The sequence below is a fragment of the Magnetococcales bacterium genome, from assembly GCA_015231925.1.
In the GTDB taxonomy this organism is placed as follows: Bacteria; Pseudomonadota; Magnetococcia; order Magnetococcales; family JADGAQ01; genus JADGAQ01.
In genome coordinates this window covers 38,336-56,979 of sequence record JADGAQ010000004.1, presented here as the reverse complement: position 1 = coordinate 56,979, position 18,644 = coordinate 38,336, and the positions used below count along the sequence as shown (strand labels likewise).

Below are 18,644 nucleotides of genomic sequence, written 5' to 3'. Positions count from 1 at the left end.
CCCTTTTTTATTTCGGGGTTATGCGGGGTCTATTTTGGGCAAAAAAATAGCCCCGGAAAATCGGGGCTATGGGGGAGCGGAAATTTGCCAAATTTTTGCATTTGGGATGGTGCCACCTATTCCACCCCCACCATAATCAGCCAAAGCCACTTCAAAACCGCCCGGCGCGGTCCATCCTTTGGGCCTGTCCAGTATGTGTGCCAATGCGCCCGACGGACATGCGGTCGAGGTGCAGCGCGACCCTCGTGAGACTCTTTGTCCGTCTCATCGCGGGCCTTCCTGACCAGCTCCCCGGTTTTTTCGCCGACATCCCAAACCCTGACCTTTTCAGCCTCGAAAAGACGCCATCCCTTTTTGGTCTTCCGTGGTGCCGGTCTGCCAGGTTTTGACCCCGGTTGAAGACTGTCGTCAATCTCCGGCTCCTCGGAGCATAAGTACAGCACCAGAGACACCAGAGGCGTGATTGCGTCGGACAGCCCTTTGATATCCATCTTTTTGAAAGTCAATCCAACGCCGGCTGCTGCGGCAAGCCCACCTGCCGTATCGGCCATCATCTCAATCGCCGAAAAAACCGTCCAGTTGCCCAAATGCAGAGCGATAGGGAAAAGGGCATCGCTCGACAGATGCAACAACAGACGCAATTCTGCCCGGTCTGAATTGGTGTCCCATTCCAGATGCACCCAAAAACCTTGCAGTGCCCTCCCCAGCCAAGATAAATCAGGGGTCTCCAGATACAGCGACCACTCCGGAAGTCTGTAGATGACCTCTGCCGGGATCTCCCTGGTCAGCTCCGTCTTGATCAGGGCCTGATAGACCTCCGGATCAAACCGATAAACCCCCTTCGTCACCCGCCACCCGGCCATCGCGGCTATCATGGCCGACTCGACGACCTCGACCGGCGTGATCTTATCCCTCATCGTTTTGGTAATTTCGGCGGTGCCCGCCATCGGGCAAAAGCACCACATCGGCCAGGAGGGCAACCCTTTTTGGCCCTGGTCAGCCCGCATGCGGTCGATGATGCCCCATACACCAGGATAGGCGCGGGAGACATCCTCAAGATGTTGCTGTGGGGTCATCGTCATTTTTCACACTCCAAAAAATATAAAAATAGAAAAAGCCCTCATTTCTGAAGGCTTTTGATCCCCTATGAGCGGGGCGATGACGGATTTTTGCGGCTAATGGGGGGATTTTAACCCCATCAGAAGACACCGTCAAGCAGCGTCTTCGTATTGATCTGCCAGTGCTGACCATGTCGGGGCCTGGCTGGGGTAGACTCCCGCCCCCCAGGATGTCTCTCCAACGTGGGGGGTTTCCCATGGGGAATCGGGTACTTCCGACTCCATGGAGACCAACCAGGGTTCCCAGGCCCTGGATAGGCGCGTGACGAGGCACCCGTCACGGAAGGAGCGACGCCTGCCGTCAAATCTGACGGCAACGGTATCCTGGTCGATGACCAGGTGGTACCAAGACCCGCCACAGGTCTGGTACCGGTACTCACTCCCCCTCCGGAGGAACCAAGTCCCCTCCGGAAAGCCGGGGATTACCCGGCTATTCCACCCATCCCAAAGTCTGGATGGGTTGCTACTGGTGGCTGGACCTTGGGCCAGCCAGTTGCGGCGGAAGTCCGCCAAGATGGCTTTCGCCAGGTCGTGCTGGCGGGGGATAACGAATTCGACCTTCATTCTTTCCTCCTATTTTTTGCGGGGCTTTCGCCCCGCTAAAAAAGATTATCAATCTTGGCCGGAGAACATGGCCGCCATAGCGGCCCTATCGGTTGCGGTGGCCATCGAGTTTTGCAACTCGATGGCGAAGTTGTAAGCCTCCCAGGAGGCAGCGCGGGCTTTCGGGGAGTCCCAGTTATTTTCCCACTCTTCCCTGCCGGGACGCCACTGCGAGGCCTGCCCAAATTGGCGGCAGGCTTCCAGAAGCAGGCAGGATGCCCGGATCAAGCTATCTGCCAGGTCAGTGGTGGTCTTGGTGGCTTCGGTGGTGTTTTCCATTTTCTTCACTCCATCCCCTGAATTCCCCGAGGAGCGGGTGGGCTCGATCGCCCTTGTTGAATACAAATATAGCCGATTGTGACATGTCACGCAATGGAAAAAGTGACATGTCACGATTATTTTTTCCGAGGGGGAAGCAAATCCTCCAGGGGGATGTCGTCCTTCTTGGCCAGCTCCTCCAGGAGCCGCCTATTTTCTGCGGCTGCGATCTTATCAGTTGCCATCGCCATCCCATCCCCATGGCAGCGCAGGGCGGAATCGATTACCGTGCGCAGGCGGGTCATTTCGGAAGCCCTGCACCGGGACTTCCCGGCGCGGAGCATCGCTCCCAAGACATCCTGAGATGCGTGCTGGTCCATCCCCTGAACCAGGCGGCCAGGGGACCACAAGGACAGCATCGCCGCCCAGTCCCCGATGGCGGTGACCGCCTGAATGGTCTCGATGGCCAACGGTTCGACGCCGTTCGCCGCCACCCCTTGCGCGGCGGCTTTGGCCTGCTCGACCAGGGCTTCAGGGACGGCAATCTGCAAATATACCATCCCTTCTTCCTTCATCCGCTCCCGCCGAGCGACCTGGCGGGAAGCGTCCGGGGTTTTCCCCAGCGCCACTGCCCACGCGGCAGCGACTCGGGACTGGTCAACGGACCGGACCACTCCGGCGTTGACCTGGGAGAGGACTCCGGTCTGGTCAAACCGGACCAGCACCCCCTTTTCCCCTTCGGGGCGGGTGACGATCCCGATGACGGTCGCCCGCTCCGGGATCTGGTTGGGATGGCACAAAAAGTGCCACTGGTCAGTAACTTCAACCGCCCATTTGCGGCTGCGGTTGGGGTGATTTGTCATTTCTCGTTCTCCTCGCCCTTATTATGTTTTCGCTGCCCTATAACGAAACATGGAGTGCCTGCACCTTTAGCCCGAGGTGTAGGCACGCTCCGCCATCTCTTCCCCGCCGGCCAATCCGGCAGGGTCTAATCCACTCCCCAGGTGGCCCAAGCCGGGCCACCGTGACAGGGGACTATTCGTCTTCCGGATCCGTTTTGCCCGTCGCCGCCAAATAGGCGGCATAGGCCTCACTAGCCGAACAACCCCACTTGGGGTGTTTCCACTCCCCACCGCGGTAGACCATGAGGGCGCCGCCGTTGCGCTCCCACTCCCAATCCCGGAATTGCTTGCGGAGCTTTTTGGACTCCTTTTTCCCTATGCGCCCGTCCCACCCGGCGTCGGTCTCTCCTGATTCCAGCGCGGCGATGGCTTCGCCAGCATCTTTGGGGGTCATGTCGTAGGCATATCCATCCACGAACAGGAACAGTCCTCCACCGTTGTCGCCCCAGAGGGTGAACTTGGTGGTGGTCTTGGTGGCTTCGGTGGTGTTTTCCATTTTCTTCACTCCATCCCCTGATCCCCCGAGGAGCGGGTGGGCTCGATCGCCCTTGTTGAATACAAATTTAGCAAATCGTGACATGTCACGCAATGGAAAAAGTGACATGTCACGATTATTTTTTGAGAGGAAAAGGGGGTCTGGCGTGAAAGGGAAATTGCCTATAATGAGAAGTATTTCAGAAAGAGGGGAGTTGGGATAAGGGAAAGGGGACGGAAGAAAGACACATCTCCCGGATGACGCACGGGAGAAGTCTTCAGGTTGAGTAATGTCGACGAGGAGGTTAGGTTGGCGAGGGAATGTGTGGTCTCGATGGCGGCGTAGCATTGCCCTACGCTGGAACTGGGTTTTCATCCAGCGGTGGCGGAAGTGGGTCAGGCACCTCCGTCCATCTGGCTTGCTCGTCCTCGGTCAGGAGTAGCGTGGCGTCGAAGATCTCCCCATCATACCCGTCCGAGTGCCGAGGCACCTTGCCCAAGATGACAAGATGCCCGCTGTCGGCCTGCACCACCTCGGTGCATCGGAGGGTTGAGCCGTGCGGGTAGCCCATGGCCGCATCGATTCGGGCTGCCAGGGCAGAGGCTGCTTCTTCCTGGCTGAAAAGAACTCCTTGCATCGGCATCACCTCGCGTTAAAAAGCCTTTTGGTGTATTCGTGATACAGGTCAACTTGAGCTTCCGTGATGGTGTTCGCCGCTATGACAAGCTCATATATCATAACTTCGCCACCGCCCATGTTGAAAAATATCATTCCGATATTGTCAGCGTAATCCGTCCCCCAGCTGGCGTTCCAAACCATCTTTTCCGCGCCGCATTGCACAATGAAGCCCAGCGCCCCGGTCTTGAACGTCGTGCGGAGAAAAGTAGGCTCCGCCGGAAGCGGGGCGTGCAGAGTATTCAGTGCAGCGGAAGCCATATACGAACGGGCGGTATTTTTCGTGATGCCAAAGACGGTACGTCCCCAACTTGACCCTGACAAAATGAACATTTCCGTGTCAGCAGTCGTCGTCCTTTGGACGGCAGCCATTATAGTCCGGCTGCCCATCTGCACTGTCGTCCCTGCCTTCGGCGTCATGTACGCATAGACGCCCGCTGTGGTGTAGGAGTTGACAGGACGAAGGCCACTCTTGCCGTAGAAGCGCACCGTCCCCGAGCCATACAGCCCGAGTGACGGTTGGCGAACCGCATTTGTCTGCTCAAATGCGTGCCCATTGCCGGAGATATCGCGCCATTCGGCCACGGCGTCAGACCCATTCAGCGTCATGGACGACGGGTCCGTCACCGAAAGCAGCAGACTCGGAGATAGGTCCAAGGGGTGGAATTGTAACTGGCCGTCCAGGAACCACGAGTTCGGCGTCCCAGCAGAAATCAGACGGGCGACTGCTGCCGTGCCCTGGTCGGTCAGCCGGACAAGGGAATTCAGAGACGTGATAGTGTCGGAGCCCTCTTTGACCACCTTGACCATCCCGGTGCCGCCCTGGATCAGGACACACCAGAAGCCGGTCGCAAGGGCAGCCGTAGACTGCTGGGGCAACGTCACCGTAATCGGTGAAGCATTGGCCAGGACCACCACGGATGCGTGATCCGCTGCGGTCAACGTGTAGGCGGTCCCGGATTGGGCGTTGACCGTGATGGCTGCCATCTTGGCTGACGTGACAGCGGCAGCTGCCAGCATGGCGGACGTGACGCCACCAGAAGCGACAGCCACGGTGACGGCGTTCCCCGCCCCGCCATCCGTCACCGTGATGCCGCTCCCTTGCGTGAGGACACGCTCGTTCGACAAAGCATCAGACAGCCCCAGGGTGACGTAGGACGCTGTGACATCGGCATCTTGTCCTGGTGCCCCATCCGCACCATTCGCACCTGCTGCACCATCAGCCCCAGCCGGAATGGTGAAATTCAGCACGGCGACGGTCGGCGTGCCCACATTTTCCACCAGGGCATCCGTTCCCGGTGCGCCGGTGGAGACCGTGCCAACCTCGACCGTTGCGCCCTGGCCAGGGATGCCGACGGTGACGATCTGCCCGGTCTCGTTCGTTGTGACCAGGTTTGTTTCCGTCCGGATGACCGTCATCGGGTGACCCCCTTATCCAGCGTGATGACGCCTTTTGCCACCCGGTGTTTTGACCCGTCAGACAGAGTCACCACCAGGTCGTAGACGGCGTCGTCAAAATCCATTGCCGCTGTCTGCGTGTCGGTGATGGTCACGGTGATGGTCGCAGCGGCACCCCCCAGGGCGATACCGCCATTCACCCCCGTATCCAGCGTCAGAAGGGGCGTCGCGTCTTCCACCGTGGTCCGGATCTGCATCGATGCCGTGGCCCCGGTCAGGTCGACCTTGTTCGCACTCGCCTTGGCGGTATGGTACCAGGTCAGCACGATTACCCGGTCTGCGCCCTGTTCCATGGTGATGTTGATGATGTTGGCTTTTGCGGGTAGGTTTTCCATGTCGCCTCAGGTGTAGACGAAATATTCGTATTCGGTGGTATCCGGAAAAGCCGGAGAAACAGACGGTAAAAGCTCGCCGCAACCATCGCTTCCGGTCCAATACCTTCTTTTTTCGGCAGTGGCGATAGTGTCCCATGGAAGAGAGACAAGACCATCGCCAGGAGAAAAGCTGGTACTGGTAGAGGCTGTGGTGGTGCCGCATGGATTGGCCGGGAAGCTGATGGCGTTTGTTTGGCCATCGTTTCCATAAATTCTGCGAGTTCCTGGAACGTCTTCAATTTTTCCAAATGGGAAAAGATGAACAGAGCTTGTTCCGTTCTGTAGATCATACTTCTCGGATATCGTAGTACAGACTCCATTAATCTCACGATGTACAGACAATTCCTCTTTCGTTATCTGTTGGGCAATTTGTGTTTCGTATGTGACCTTACTTAGACTTTCTCCGCTAAATGTAAATCTATCGTATTTGGCATGTATAGTTATAATATCCTGCCCCCACAAACCACGCATGCCGTTTGGATCCTGATATCTCTGATGATTTATATGTAATATTGATTTAAATAGTGAGACACAATGCGCGATATTCGTTCCACCATCCGATACCTGCCCAAGAGAAACAGTCATCGATTGAGGCGGGTAACGTTTTATCAAGGTAATATCAGCATTAGACACTCCCGCTGTTGGTGCGCTTGCGCATTTGTTCTCAACGTCCTGCCATTCACCCCCGGCAACAATCGGATAGGTAAGCGTACGCTCTGCAGAATACATCACTGGAGTAGTGTCAAACTTGACGCAATACATGGTGGTGTCCGACGCATACCAGGCTAAATTGCCACGGATTGACCAAAAATTGTCCGCAGCCGGAAGACTCAATACAAGCTCATAAGCAATCGTTGCTTCCGTAAATGAGGTGATTCTGTAAAGCCCGCCCCGACAGAAGCAATATGTATTCGTCCCGAAGCCGGCCACCCCCAGAATATCGGAAGGCATGGAGTAAACCGCCCGACCTTGGTAGTAGAAATGCTTTGAAGCTCCGGTCCTGCTATAGGCGCTTTCAGATGGCCCCTTGTAAGTGATCTTGTGTGACCTTCCGGCAATAGTGATTGAGAAGGCGATAAGATAGCCACCCTCAAAGCGCGTTACCGGCTCCTTTTTTATGTTTGGAATCCAAATTTGGAAACCTGGAAATATCTGAGTATAATGGCCATCATCATAAATACCGTATGTGACGCCGCTGCCTTTTTCTCTGGCGAAATAGATATATTTCTTCTGAATTATTTTTCCTATCACCTTTGGATATGAGCGTGATTGATCTGTGTAGCCTACAACGCAATAATCGCCTACAGCAAAAGCTGCCGAATCCTCCGTCCCCCGGTAGTCCACCAGCACGTTGGCCAGGGTCCGGTCTTCCGGGGCATCGATCAGAAACGCCTGATTGGTGGTCCGGCAGTAGACCACGTCATCGTCCAGCTTGACCCGCATATGGTCCTGGTCGTTGATGGTCTCCACCGTCCCCCGGCGAAAGGTCGGATTGAATTTTGCCCAACCTGGAAAAATGGCCTCCCGCAAGAACCAGGCGACTGCGCTCTGCGAGGCGATTGACGGCTGATAGATCCCGTCAGAGGCCTGCCATGTCGGGGTGCCGGAGTATCCCGGTCGGATCAATACCAGGGTGTTGGTGTCCCCCGGTCGCGCCCCCTGGGGAATTTCGATGGTCCCCACGAAGGTGTTGATGGGAAGGGTGTCCGTGAAGTCGCAGCAGGTGCAGCTCCGGGTGGGCAGCGTGCGGTCGAAGCCCTGCAGATACTTCAACCGCGACTGCGCCGAGGCCTTGTTGAGCTTGAGCTGCTCCGTCTTGGAAGCCGCCGCCGAGTAGTTGGCCTCCAGCGTGACCAGCTCCTTGATGGCCTCCCGAATGGCCTCCTGATTCCCGGATTGCAGCGCGGTCTGTTTCAGGGCGATGCCGAGGTGATAGGCCACCCGCAGCACAGCCTCCTCGTTGGTCGCCTCGGTGATGCCGTAATCCAGGGCCACGATCCGATCTTGCAGGTAGGCGATATCCGCATCCAACCGGGTGAAGTCCATCTGGATCTCCACCTGGTACAATCCGCCGCCGCTGTTCGACAAAATCTTGCCCTTACCCATTGGCGGACTGTTGCACCTCCATGGTCAGCGATTCCGGGGATGCGGTGATGACCACCTCGTCGGCCACGAAGGAGTTACCTCCCCAGGTCACCGTGTCGCCGGGGTCGACCGTGGGGTCGTAGAGGCAGGTCAGATTTATGATGCCGTTTTCGGAACGCCACACCGATACCCCGGAAAGGGCCTTGGTCGTCGGACTGCTGTTGGTGGACTGCGAGTTGCCGGATATGGTGACCGACTTGGAATCCGCCCCTCTGGAATCGGACACCCGTTCCAGCGTCACCCGGCACAGCTCCGTGGCGCCGTCCATGATCCACAGCTCCGGGTCTTCCGCCCCCAGAGCGGCAAGAATGGCGTCGGCAAAATCGCTACCTTTGCTCGTGGCCTGAACGTAAGATGGGGTGCCGGAACGCTTCCGGATTTGGAAGTTGGTCAACCGGGCGGAAAGATCGGTCTCGGTCCATACGGCATCGATGGTCGCCCCGATCCAGCAGGAGAAGCTCATGCCGACACCTTCTCCGAGGTCAAGAAGGTGAGCGACACACCTCCCGAAATACCTGCCTTCAGGGTCTCGATTGCCCCCAGGAAAGCACCATCACGCGACATCAACAGCACCACGTCATAGCTTTTGACGAGATGCTGGATGCCTGCCACAATGGCCTGAGTCGGGTTGGAGATGGTCAACGAAAAGTCCTGGTCTTCCGCCACGAAGCCCTGGTCGAGCAGGTAGACCCCGCCATCGAGCGTCTTGGTTTTGTTGACCCGGCGGGAGAGGCTGCCCGTATCGGCGTCCTCTGCCATGAAAACAACCGATCCGTCCGGATCCGCTTCCGTCGCTGCCAGCGCCACCATGAATCCCATCGTCAAATCCCCAGGAGCTGTTGCACGCCCTGGCCATTGGCCTCGATTTGGGCGCGGACCAGAATGGTGTTCATCAGCTGACGCAGATCGGCCTCCATACCGTCTCCTTTGACGATGATGGTGGCTTTCCCTTCCTGCAGCATCTTGGCCTTCATGTTCAGCATTTTAACCTGGGCGTCCACGAGAGCGTTTTGCCGCATGGCTGCTTCGTTTTGGATGCGGAGATTGTTCAGGATTGCCAGCTGGAGCATGTTCACCGCAGCCGGGTTCGTAGCGTTGTTCAGTTCTCCGGCCATGGTGGCGATGGCGTCACCCACTCCGGTGATGGTGTTCCCCAGGCTTTCAAAAGCCGCGCTGGCCACCTGGGCGTCAGCCTCGATCTTGGCGACATCAACCTCTGCCTTTGCCTTGATCGTGACCTCCCGTTCCCGAGCGGCAATCTCCTCCAGCTTCAGATAGCCTTCCATCAGGGTTTTGAGGTTGGCCTTCAGATCCTCTGAGCTTTTCTTGAGATCCTGAGCTGTTCCTTTTCCGGACTTTCCAAGCTCTTCCGTGGAGCTGGCGGCTTTTCTGGCCACCTCGCCGAAGCCCAGGTAGGTGCGGCTGACCTCTTGTCCGGTCTCGTCAAGAACGGCAATCCAGTTCTCGCCAGCATGGGAGGCTTCTCCGAGCTTTTTGACCGCCTGTGCCGACTGGTCCACCTTTTTGGCCGTGTCCTCTCCCTGTTCCCCCAGAAACGCCATCAGCCCGGCAAAAGAGGTGATCGTCCCGGCGGCAGCCCCGGTTTTGTCAGCGGCTGACTTGGCCGAAACCCCAACTGCTTCCATGGCGTCACGAGTGATCTCGGATGCAGATTTCGTGGCTTTGCCCACCCTGTCAAACGCCGCCTGCAACTCTCCGACATCAGTCGCTGACTCTGCCGTTGCCGCCTTGATATAGGATCGCGCCTCGCCAATGTCCTGCTGGATCCGGTCATTGAACATCCCGAAGGTCAGGACATTGGTCAGTCCGTCGTACATGATGCGGGCCTTGTTGAGCAACAGCACCGTGCCGTCAACAATCAAATCCAACATGTTTTTGACGACCGCCATACTGCCCGCGAAGGCATCCCATGCCCCCTGACCATCCCGGACAACGCCACCAAGCGTGGTCATGACGGCTGTCGCTCCAAGGCCGAAATCGATAATCTGGGACATGAAGGAAGAAACCGTCCCGGCGGTTTTTGCAAACTGCGCATCGGACTGAACGAAACCCTCGATTGCGCCGCCGATCAGTTTGGAAATTTGGGAAAATCCATCCACGAACCCGGCCACATACTCCGTGAGGATGGCGATTCCGTTCACCGCCTTCTGAATCGCCCGCTCCAGCCCCTCCACGGATGTCAGATCCAGCTTGCCGAAGATCAGTTCGAATTGATGCCCCGCTGCCGCGCCCAGATCCCCGAACGCCCGCACCAGGCCGGAGAAGTCGACATTTTTGAACGCTTCGGGCAGATTTTTGGCCACCGCCCGGAACAGGTCTTCGACCCGCTTCAATTGCGGCGCCAGCGCATCGAACATGCCATCCATCGCGCCGGCTTCAACCGCCTTTCGAAAGGCGATTTCCATTTCCGTGGCCCCGTTGATCACCCCTTTCACCGGGTCACGGAATTCGGTGCCGATCACAACGGCCAGATTGTCCCAGGCCGTTTTGAATCGCTGCACCGCCACCTCGGATGTTTCCAGGCGGATGGCCACCTCTTTGGCAGCCGATCCGGCGGAATTCATGGCCGTGCCCAAGATGTCGTTGGACTTGGACAGGTTGGAGAAAACCTGCACCATTCTCGCCGCCTGATCGATGCCCACAAGCTGGGAGGTCAAGAAGAGTTGCTGGTTTTTGTCCACCCCCTGGAACGCCCGAGAAACGTCCATCAGGATATCGTAGGCGGAACGCATCTTGCCGTTGGCGTCAAATTGCGAGACGCCAATCGACTCCAGTGCCGCAGCCACCGGCTTGGAGTCGTCGATCAGCTTCAGCAGACCGGTCTTCAGGGCGTTGGCCGCCTCTGATCCGGATCCAAAGACCTCGATGATCGGCACCAGCAACGATTCGGTCTGTTCGAAGCTCATCCCGGCCAGCTTGGCCACACCGGAGATGTCCGCCAGGGCCGTGCCCAACTCTTTGACATTCGAGGCGTAATTGTTGGACACCTCGTTCAGGCTGTCCATGATGCGGGTGGACTCGGTGGCCTCCGCGCCGAAGCCCTTGAGGGTCGAGACGAGGATTCTCGACGCTTCATCAGCGCCAAGCCCGCCCGCAATGACCAAATCCATGGAATTCTTGGCCAACAGCATCGAATCCTTCAGGGAGAACCCGGCCTGCTTGAAATTGGCCGTCGACTGCAGGATCTCCGTCGAGGCCACGCCGTATTTGTCCGACAGGGCAAGCACCTCCCGCTGCACCTCCGGGAGTTGATTGGACTCCTGCTCACTCAACACCTTGTTCAGGTCGGCAGACGCCGACTCGAATTTGACCGCTGCGTTGAAGGCTTGCACCGCATAGGCGGTCGCCAAGGACAAAATCGCCGCCTCCAGGAGTAGCGCCTTTTTCCCGGCGTCTGCGGCCATTTCGGCGAAACGTTGCACCCCACTCGACGCACGGGTCATTGCGGGGGACAACTGCGTGTCGTCCCCCAGGATCACGATTCGCATGGTTTCTTCGAGGCTAGCCATTCATCTGCGCCTTCATCATTCGATTGCGTTCCTCGTGGAAACGTCCCCAGAGCGTTGCCTCGTCGTTCCCGAAAAGGGCATACGGGAAGAGATCCGGCAACACCTGGAACAAGAATCCCCCGTTGATGTTGCACAGCGCCATGGCATTCTGGACGCGGGGGTTATGCCACAGCGCATCTATTTTTTTTCGCAGATGGTCCCCAGGCCGGTCAGTTCGAGAATCTTGTGGGCGATGGCCATGAACTCCACCGGGAAGTTGGCGGCCAGCTTGACCGCCATTTCCCGAGGGCAGACCGGGGCGACCGATCCGTGCTGGACGTAAGAGAGATACAGGGCGTGATCGTCCGGGACACCATCCGACATCGTCTTGGACAGGACCGCCAGGGCTTGGACATGCTCCTCCGCGCCCTGGGCTTCTGCTCTGGCTCTGATTTGGCCCATGATGTCCCGAGCGGCTATCGCGTCCCTCCGGTCCTGCCGGCAGATGGCCATTTCCTCCCCGGTGAGTCCGCGCACCTTCCAGACCGGCGGGGATCCTTCTTGGAAAAATTCGGCCAGCCCCGAGCCGGACAGATCGATATCGGCTGTCCGCGCGACGAACCGTGCGGAACGAAACTGCTTGACGTTGAACATGGCGTTACCCGTTGAAACTCGCAGCGGCTTTTTCGGAGGAAACGGTGCAGTTGGCCTGAATCTGTCCGCCGGACGTGGGGAAGGTTCTCTGCACCCCCAATTTGCCCTGCATCAGGATGAAGGGAGAACGGTTTTTGTCCGGGTAGAACTTGACGGTGCAGGTGGAGTTGGCCTCCAGCAGGATGCCGTCATTGACGCCATTGTCCAGCAGCACCTGGAAGCTTCCCTGTGTCAGGGATTCGGTGGTGGAGGTCACCGTGCCGCCATAGAAGTTCTGCTGGCTATTGGAGTGTGAGGTGTCCGCCGGAACGAACTCGGCGCTGCGAGGCAAGTCGGCAAAAACCGGCTCATAATACTCGATGTAGACGCCCTTGGTGGCCGGGCCAGTGTGGGAGAGCGGCAGAGCGGAGTCAAACTTGAGGTGAGCCGTGGTCTGCGCCGACGCAGTGGCGCTGAGGCCTTGTCCGATGTTGTCCAATTGATAGGTTGGGAAATTGGCCATTTCGGAGTGCTGGCCGATCACCTGGAATACTTCCGACAAGGCGATGGTGGCGCCAGCGGAAGAGGCTACCCGGATTTGGGCGATTTCCACCGAGTCGGCGGGGATCAAAGGCGGGCCCCCAGCCGCCGCGCGGACCTCCGAGAAGGTGGCGCTGGCTCCATCGGTACCGACAACGACGGCAACGGCGCCACTACTGTTCATCGTCACCGAATTGACCTTGGCCAGAGCCCCCGCCGGGCGCGTGATGGCCACATCGGTGTCGGCAGCCACCGTGAACAGGGTGCCGGCAGAATTGGCGGTAAACGCTGCCACATCCACCTTGTCGTTTTCCCCGGAGGCCGCCGGCTTGACCAGGTTTTGCCCGGTGACAATGCCGTTGGGGCGCACCGTGGGGGCATACCCCTCCTTACCGGACAGCACCTGGGCAGAAGGAGTGAGGGTTGTACGGTCGCCAGAGTCGGTCATCTTCTCATAGGCGGTCTTGGTCCGCCCGGCTTCGTACTGGATTTTGGCTTGGTTAGCGGTTCCCATCGATGAGGCTCCTATCAGGGTTGGGTGGTGGGGTCACCAAAAATGGAGGACATGGTCACGTCGTAGGTCACCGCGACAGCGACTATTCCCGATCCATGCTCCGGCAACCCCCATGTGGCGTTCGAGAGCGCCAGGTCATCGGCAAGGCCGTCAATGGTGTGGTCGCCGGATTCGATGTTGTCGCGAAGGTCCGCAATCGCCCGATTGGCGATTTGCGAAGCGTTGCCACCATCGAGCGATACCAGCATCTCGACGGTGAGTTTCAGCGCGGTCTGCTGGTTGCCGTACTCTTTTTTCGATCCGACCTCGTCGCCGTCCCAGACGACACAGACCGGGAGGTCTTCCGGGCGATACGGACGCTCGGCCCGGAAGACCTTTTCAGGGGTGATGTCGAACCAATACCCCGCCTGCTTGGAGATGTGGGCCAGGGAGGCCATGATCTCCTGCAACAGCCGTTCACGGATGGATTCACGGGGCATATCACACCACCCACAAAATCGAGTCGAATGCGGTTTGGGCTTTGATCTCCTGCACCACATACCGCGCCCCGCCGATGATGCGAACGACATCCCCAGGCTTCGGGCTGTTGACGTAGGACCGGGCAACGGCCAGATACGTCTTCAGCTCCACAACGGAGGATTTGAACCCGTCCGGCTCCACCTCGGCCTCCTGGTGGTCAAAGACCATCACGGAGATCTCCTGCCCGGAGTCGGTGACGGTGTAAGTCGCCTCTTTTCCGTCCTGATAGATGCCGTCGTCGTCATCGGCGGGGTTGAAGGGCATGGTCAGAGCCTTTACGCGGTGATGTTGGAGAGGACGTAGAGTCCGCCGGTGTAGATCACCTTTTCGACACACTCTTCGCGGACTCGAACGACATCGCTTCGGGTTTGCTCTTCGCGGTAGGTCTCCACCAGGAATCTTTGGGGATTCCCTCCGGGGGGGATTTCACCGCTCCAGCAGATCCGGCGGCCAAATTGCGGAACCTCGATATCCTGGCTATTCACGACGCGCAGAAGAGAAACATACTCACTGCTCCAAAGGCGCTGATAATCGGCATCCTGTCCTTCGTTGGCCGCATCGAAAATGGGGCGAGCGATGATGATTTTTTCCACATCGAAATAGGTGGCCAGCGTCCGCACCTTTGCTTCCGTCGGCAACAGGTCGATGGAAGTCGTATACTGGGCGCTCGACTTGAACTCGGTGGACATGCAGACGTTGTTGAAAACCTTGTCAGTCATCACGATGGCGTTGGGAAGAAGGCCTCCGGCAGACAGCATGGATTCCTTGGCCGCCAACACATCGGCTTTGGGGCTCGACGTGGTCAAGCTCGACCATTCCGTTCCGACAGCAGCCGTGCCGCAACCCGCTGTCGTACTTTGCACCAAATCGCGAACCCGCACTTCTCGCTCGCGGTGAACGACCGACATCGCGCGTTTGACCGCAACCATGTCGGAGTTGAACATGTTCGCGTACAGCTTCCGCATGCGATCGTCGATCGTCTCCTCCCGGCCTTTTTCGCTGGTTGAAAAATCGTCCATCGTGAACGTTCCGGACCCGCGAGAGTAAACACCTCCCATCGCGCGAGCGACTTTCGCCCGCTTCAGAAAGGCCTCAGCCTTGAAGACGGGATATTGGCCTGCCTGTGTGGCGCTATCCCAGGGGGGCATACACTGATCAGCGATATACCCGGCCTCGATAGCATCCAGATCGAGTTGTGACGCGATGACTCCCATCGCGGGAAGAGGGGTGGTGGTGGTGGAAGAGGGACCGAATCCCATCTTGGTATCCTTTCATAAAAAAAGGGGCCGAAGCCCCGTTGATTGTCTATAAACGACCTCGTCGATTACGAGGTCATGATCTTCTTGGTGTACTCCAGCGAGAGGGCCGTCAGGTACAGCGCGTCGGTGGTGTGCGCTCCCGGCGTCAGCTCGCAGGTGAAGGTCTGCGCACCGCTGGGCACGTCGGAAGCACCCATGGTGATGGTGTACTCGACATAGCCGGTGCCGGTGACCGCCCCCGAGTTGGCCTCCACCTTGGTGTCGCCCTCGTTGCAGTACATGTCACCGGCGATGACCGGAGTGTCGGTGGCTCCCGCCATGGCTGCCCGGAAATGCACCACCAGAGAGGCGGCGTCATCGATGTCCGGAGGCAGCGGCACCTGGAAAATCACCGGGTCGGAGTTGCTCGCAGCCCAGGACACCCGCAACGCCGAGTCGGTGTCGCCATTTTTCAGGTCAAGAGTGGGCGTGGTGTTGGCCAGCAGCCGCCCGACGATGTTGGTGGCATCGGTTTCCAGCAGGTTGGTCAGAGGGACCGGGATGAATCCCTGGGCCGTCACCGCGTTCTGATAGAGTTCCTGCAGGGCCGCTTCCACCGTGGCCGTGTCCGTGAAACTGCCCGCATCGGCGATGGAGACCCCGCCAGCCGTGGTCGACATGGTGGTATAGGGAGCCCACTCGACGATATCGCCATCCGCTCCAGCCGCCGAAATGGCGACACCGATGGCGGACCCGGAAGAGGAATCGGAAAGTTTGCCGGCAGCCGCCCCGTACAGGACAGCCCCCACCGCAAACGAATCGGCGGCAACCCCGAAGTGGGTGCCGTTGTGATTGCGCATGCGCACCGCAACGTTGGCCCCGTCCGCAGCGTCGTATTCCACGACCCCGATATGCTGTTCACCGGCCCCGGCCACCTCCACCTGACGAGTGGAAGAGGCGGCGGTCGCTTTCACCCGCCGCCCACGGGTGAGCGCCCCGTTGGCGACGAAAGACCCTACACCTTCTTGATAGCTCATGACGATTACTCCTTCTTCCCGCTACGATGGATTTCGTAGGCTTTGGGGTTCTGGCGGGCCACCGCTTCCGTGGCCTCGGCCCGCGTCTTGTATTTTCCGGAAGCCACCGCCGCATCCACCAGAGCCACGAAATCCTGGGCTCCCGTGGTGGTATCAGCCGAAGCGGTGATATTCACGGCAGCCGCGTCGGCGCGCATGCTGGACAGGAAATTCACCCCCTGTTTCTGCTGCTCCCGGAGGATGGCGAGAGCGGCTTGGCCGGGAGTGGTCACGCCATCCGCCCGGAACGCGGCCATCAGCGACTCCATGCCCGGCACGGCGATGGCATTCAGCCCTTCCTGCCGAGCCAACTCTTCCTTCCGCCCGGCCTCTTTCCACTGGGCCACCCAATCCGGATGATCCTTTTCCACCATCTCCCGCGTCATCGCCTTGGGATCGGGGGGAGTGGGGGACGGAACGGCATTATTCACATTGTGTTGCATCGGCTGATCCTCTCGCGGTTGGTTGGAAAAAGCCGCCACGGGAGGGTGGCGGAACTGTGAAAGATCCCAATCGTTGCTGACCTTGACGGGTTTCCCCGCGTGCGTGGCAAAACCGAGCGCCACGGCATCATTCCCGGTCATCCAGGTTTCGGCGGCCATCAACGCCTTGATCTCCTCGATGGTTTTTCCAGAGTGTCGCTGGTAGGAGGCGACAATGCCCTCCGTGATTTTATCCAGGGAGTCCGCCATCTTGCGCATGTCGGATGCCCCGCCCCAGACCATGCCGGACGGGTCATGGATCATCATCAGCGCATTGGCGGGCATGTGGATTTCATCGCCTGCCATGGCAATCACCGAAGCGATGGAAGCAGCCAGCCCGTCGACGTGGGCTACCACCTTGGCAGGATGCCGCACCAGCATGTTGTGGATGGCAAACCCCGCGAAAACGCTACCGCCGGGGCTGTTGATGCGCAAATCGATCTGCTCGACATCTCCGAGGGCTTTCAATTCGGCAGCAAAATCGACCGGAGCAACCTCCTCGTCAGACCATTTTTCGTCCATAATCGGACCATAAATGGCGATTTCAGCCGTTTTTTTGCCGTTTTGAGCCGCTTTCGCGGCCATATTGAACCAATTTCGCTTTTCAGCCATTTCCGGTTCCTTGCTGGATGTCTGGAGCCACCAGAGGCATGACCAGGCCTGCTTCCTGCCTCATGCGCTCTTCCTTGGCTCGTTGGCGGTGGATTTGATCGAAATCGCCCCCCATTTGCGCCGCTTCCTGGTCAATCGAGGACAAACCGGCCCCGATGCGGACAACTGCGGCATTTGCTTCCTTCAGCGGGTCGAGCTGGCCGGGTGCAGGGCCAACCCACTGCGCCCCCTGGTACGCGGCGCGAATTCCAGGGTCGGAAAAATACCCCGGAGCCTGGATTCGCCCGAGGGCCACCGCCTCATCCATCCACGTTTGATAGACAGGGGTGCAGAGCGAATCGACGAGCCAGCCCCTTTTGGTCAAAAAAAGCTTCCACGCCTCCAACAGAGCGGCCCGACTGGCGGAATAGGAGGCTGAAAAGTGCATCCGAAGCAGCTCGACCGGGATCCCGAGTCCCACACCGATTTGCTCCTGCACCGCCTCGACGAATTGGGCAAACGCCTGGTTCGGTCTGCCGGGGGCCACGCTGGTGATGTCTTCACCGGGAGCAAGGTTGACCATGGTGCCGCCGGTCATCTTGAGATCTTCGTCCGCCGCAGTAGCTCCGGTTTCGCTCTGTTGCCCGGTCGGGTCGAAATCCTCCAGGGCGGGCGTTTTGACGAACACGGCGAACATGCCAGCGAGGACCGCCGCATTCATTTCAGCCTCGGTGTACCGGTCCAACTGCTTCAGAGCGGTGATGACCGGGGCGAGGACAGGAACGCCACGGCTCTGTCCAGGACGGGTACGGTGGAAGATGTGCAGCAGGTTGCGCCTTCCGCTTTGGCTGCCGAAGGCTGGAATTCTCTGCCAGGAACGGCCCCGTTCCACCTCGGATCCCGGATGAATGTCCCTGATGTGGTAGGCCAAAGGGGCTCCATAGGCATCCCGCTCGACGCCGCCGGCAATTTGCTTGGAATCGGCCTGCCCGTTCGGGTTGCTGACCCGGTCAGCCTCGATCAACTGGATCCGCAGAGAGAACGGGAGCGTGGGCGTCCCGGAACGCATGGGCAGAGCCACAAAAACATCTCCGCTCTCCAGCATCGACCGGAAAATCACATCCTGCAGTTGCCGGAAATTCTGAGTCCGAGTGATGTCGCATTCCGGAGATTCCGAAAAAAGCCGCCACTCTCGCTCGACCTTTCCCTCCCACTCGCCCGCCGCCTCATCTGTCAGTCGCAGCGCCTTCCGGTCGACACGGGACTGCAGAGCCAGCCCGGTTCCGACGACATTCATCGCCTGGGTGGAGACGGCTCCACCGGCCAGAGGGGCGTTCCGGACCAGATCCCGTGACCGCTGCCGGAGCTTCGGAAGGTCGGTGAGAGTGTCCGCGTCGGCATCCCCGGTGCGGGTGCGCCAGCCGGACATATCCCGCCGCACCACGGACCCGCCATGAAAAGCGCCGTGGTAGTTCGTTATTGCTCCTGGCTTGATGCCGGTGATCGATGTCAGCAGACGATGAAAGATTCCCAT

The 18,644-nt window shown here is 58.9% G+C and carries 19 protein-coding genes; all 19 read right to left on the bottom strand.

The window, feature by feature from the left end:
- Positions 1 to 116: 116 nt before the first annotated feature.
- Positions 117 to 1,082, bottom strand: coding sequence for a hypothetical protein (locus tag HQL56_01230; GenBank protein MBF0308138.1), 966 nt, complete (start codon positions 1,080 to 1,082; stop codon positions 117 to 119).
- A gap of 648 nt (positions 1,083 to 1,730) precedes the next feature.
- A complete protein-coding gene (locus tag HQL56_01225; GenBank protein ID MBF0308137.1) occupies positions 1,731 to 2,000 on the bottom strand; it encodes a hypothetical protein in 270 nt (89 codons plus the stop codon).
- 116 nt (positions 2,001 to 2,116) lie between these two features.
- A complete protein-coding gene (locus HQL56_01220; protein ID MBF0308136.1) occupies positions 2,117 to 2,842 on the bottom strand; it encodes a hypothetical protein in 726 nt (241 codons plus the stop codon).
- A 172-nt stretch (positions 2,843 to 3,014) separates the two neighbouring features.
- Positions 3,015 to 3,377: a hypothetical protein gene (locus tag HQL56_01215; GenBank protein MBF0308135.1), complete on the bottom strand. Its 363-nt coding sequence runs from the start codon at positions 3,375 to 3,377 to the stop codon at positions 3,015 to 3,017.
- 621 nt (positions 3,378 to 3,998) lie between these two features.
- Positions 3,999 to 5,450 (bottom strand): hypothetical protein, encoded by a 1,452-nt coding sequence (locus HQL56_01210; protein MBF0308134.1) that lies wholly within the window; start codon positions 5,448 to 5,450, stop codon positions 3,999 to 4,001.
- Positions 5,447 to 5,824 (bottom strand): hypothetical protein, encoded by a 378-nt coding sequence (locus HQL56_01205; GenBank protein MBF0308133.1) that lies wholly within the window; start codon positions 5,822 to 5,824, stop codon positions 5,447 to 5,449. Before HQL56_01205 ends, HQL56_01210 begins: the two co-directional genes overlap by 4 nt.
- 6 nt (positions 5,825 to 5,830) lie before the next feature.
- Positions 5,831 to 7,969 (bottom strand): hypothetical protein, encoded by a 2,139-nt coding sequence (locus HQL56_01200; GenBank protein MBF0308132.1) that lies wholly within the window; start codon positions 7,967 to 7,969, stop codon positions 5,831 to 5,833.
- Complete coding sequence (locus tag HQL56_01195; protein MBF0308131.1) at positions 7,962 to 8,471, bottom strand: hypothetical protein; 510 nt, start codon at positions 8,469 to 8,471, stop codon at positions 7,962 to 7,964. Before HQL56_01195 ends, HQL56_01200 begins: the two co-directional genes overlap by 8 nt.
- Positions 8,468 to 8,827, bottom strand: coding sequence for a hypothetical protein (locus HQL56_01190; GenBank protein MBF0308130.1), 360 nt, complete (start codon positions 8,825 to 8,827; stop codon positions 8,468 to 8,470). Before HQL56_01190 ends, HQL56_01195 begins: the two co-directional genes overlap by 4 nt.
- A 2-nt stretch (positions 8,828 to 8,829) precedes the next feature.
- Entirely contained in the window at positions 8,830 to 11,538 is a 2,709-nt protein-coding gene (locus HQL56_01185) for a phage tail tape measure protein (GenBank protein ID MBF0308129.1), read from the bottom strand.
- Complete coding sequence (locus HQL56_01180) at positions 11,531 to 11,680, bottom strand: hypothetical protein (GenBank protein MBF0308128.1); 150 nt, start codon at positions 11,678 to 11,680, stop codon at positions 11,531 to 11,533. Before HQL56_01180 ends, HQL56_01185 begins: the two co-directional genes overlap by 8 nt.
- Before the next feature lie 35 nt (positions 11,681 to 11,715).
- Positions 11,716 to 12,171, bottom strand: a complete 456-nt coding sequence (locus HQL56_01175) for a hypothetical protein (protein MBF0308127.1) — start codon at positions 12,169 to 12,171, stop codon at positions 11,716 to 11,718.
- 4 nt (positions 12,172 to 12,175) lie between these two features.
- Complete coding sequence (locus HQL56_01170) at positions 12,176 to 13,204, bottom strand: hypothetical protein (protein ID MBF0308126.1); 1,029 nt, start codon at positions 13,202 to 13,204, stop codon at positions 12,176 to 12,178.
- A 14-nt stretch (positions 13,205 to 13,218) separates the two neighbouring features.
- Positions 13,219 to 13,683, bottom strand: a complete 465-nt coding sequence (locus HQL56_01165; protein ID MBF0308125.1) for a hypothetical protein — start codon at positions 13,681 to 13,683, stop codon at positions 13,219 to 13,221.
- A 1-nt stretch (position 13,684) separates the two neighbouring features.
- The gene (locus HQL56_01160; GenBank protein MBF0308124.1) at positions 13,685 to 13,987 is read right to left on the bottom strand and encodes a hypothetical protein; all 303 of its coding nucleotides are present in this window, start codon (positions 13,985 to 13,987) and stop codon (positions 13,685 to 13,687) included.
- An 11-nt stretch (positions 13,988 to 13,998) separates the two neighbouring features.
- The gene (locus HQL56_01155) at positions 13,999 to 14,982 is read right to left on the bottom strand and encodes a hypothetical protein (GenBank protein ID MBF0308123.1); all 984 of its coding nucleotides are present in this window, start codon (positions 14,980 to 14,982) and stop codon (positions 13,999 to 14,001) included.
- Positions 14,983 to 15,047: 65 nt separating this feature from the next.
- A complete protein-coding gene (locus HQL56_01150; protein ID MBF0308122.1) occupies positions 15,048 to 15,998 on the bottom strand; it encodes a DUF2190 family protein in 951 nt (316 codons plus the stop codon).
- A gap of 5 nt (positions 15,999 to 16,003) precedes the next feature.
- On the bottom strand, positions 16,004 to 17,131 hold the full coding sequence (locus HQL56_01145; protein MBF0308121.1) for a Clp protease ClpP: 1,128 nt from the start codon (positions 17,129 to 17,131) through the stop codon (positions 16,004 to 16,006).
- Complete coding sequence (locus tag HQL56_01140; GenBank protein ID MBF0308120.1) at positions 17,124 to 18,644, bottom strand: phage portal protein; 1,521 nt, start codon at positions 18,642 to 18,644, stop codon at positions 17,124 to 17,126. Before HQL56_01140 ends, HQL56_01145 begins: the two co-directional genes overlap by 8 nt.

What these genes read in the sequence shown, in the direction of transcription:
- HQL56_01225 (MBF0308137.1), bottom strand. Translation starts at nt 2,000, where the DNA reads ATGGAAAACACCACCGAAGCCACCAAGACCACCACTGACCTGGCAGAT.
- HQL56_01155 (MBF0308123.1), bottom strand. Translation starts at nt 14,982, where the DNA reads ATGGGATTCGGTCCCTCTTCCACCACCACCACCCCTCTTCCCGCGATG.
- HQL56_01200 (MBF0308132.1), bottom strand. Translation starts at nt 7,969, where the DNA reads ATGGGTAAGGGCAAGATTTTGTCGAACAGCGGCGGCGGATTGTACCAG.
- HQL56_01215 (MBF0308135.1), bottom strand. Translation starts at nt 3,377, where the DNA reads ATGGAAAACACCACCGAAGCCACCAAGACCACCACCAAGTTCACCCTC.
- HQL56_01190 (MBF0308130.1), bottom strand. Translation starts at nt 8,827, where the DNA reads ATGGGATTCATGGTGGCGCTGGCAGCGACGGAAGCGGATCCGGACGGA.
- HQL56_01210 (MBF0308134.1), bottom strand. Translation starts at nt 5,450, where the DNA reads ATGACGGTCATCCGGACGGAAACAAACCTGGTCACAACGAACGAGACC.
- HQL56_01220 (MBF0308136.1), bottom strand. Translation starts at nt 2,842, where the DNA reads ATGACAAATCACCCCAACCGCAGCCGCAAATGGGCGGTTGAAGTTACT.
- HQL56_01160 (MBF0308124.1), bottom strand. Translation starts at nt 13,987, where the DNA reads ATGCCCTTCAACCCCGCCGATGACGACGACGGCATCTATCAGGACGGA.
- HQL56_01145 (MBF0308121.1), bottom strand. Translation starts at nt 17,131, where the DNA reads ATGGCTGAAAAGCGAAATTGGTTCAATATGGCCGCGAAAGCGGCTCAA.
- HQL56_01170 (MBF0308126.1), bottom strand. Translation starts at nt 13,204, where the DNA reads ATGGGAACCGCTAACCAAGCCAAAATCCAGTACGAAGCCGGGCGGACC.
- HQL56_01165 (MBF0308125.1), bottom strand. Translation starts at nt 13,683, where the DNA reads ATGCCCCGTGAATCCATCCGTGAACGGCTGTTGCAGGAGATCATGGCC.
- HQL56_01150 (MBF0308122.1), bottom strand. Translation starts at nt 15,998, where the DNA reads ATGAGCTATCAAGAAGGTGTAGGGTCTTTCGTCGCCAACGGGGCGCTC.
- HQL56_01230 (MBF0308138.1), bottom strand. Translation starts at nt 1,082, where the DNA reads ATGACGATGACCCCACAGCAACATCTTGAGGATGTCTCCCGCGCCTAT.
- HQL56_01195 (MBF0308131.1), bottom strand. Translation starts at nt 8,471, where the DNA reads ATGAGCTTCTCCTGCTGGATCGGGGCGACCATCGATGCCGTATGGACC.
- HQL56_01140 (MBF0308120.1), bottom strand. Translation starts at nt 18,644, where the DNA reads ATGGGAATCTTTCATCGTCTGCTGACATCGATCACCGGCATCAAGCCA.
- HQL56_01185 (MBF0308129.1), bottom strand. Translation starts at nt 11,538, where the DNA reads ATGGCTAGCCTCGAAGAAACCATGCGAATCGTGATCCTGGGGGACGAC.
- HQL56_01205 (MBF0308133.1), bottom strand. Translation starts at nt 5,824, where the DNA reads ATGGAAAACCTACCCGCAAAAGCCAACATCATCAACATCACCATGGAA.
- HQL56_01175 (MBF0308127.1), bottom strand. Translation starts at nt 12,171, where the DNA reads ATGTTCAACGTCAAGCAGTTTCGTTCCGCACGGTTCGTCGCGCGGACA.
- HQL56_01180 (MBF0308128.1), bottom strand. Translation starts at nt 11,680, where the DNA reads ATGGCGCTGTGCAACATCAACGGGGGATTCTTGTTCCAGGTGTTGCCG.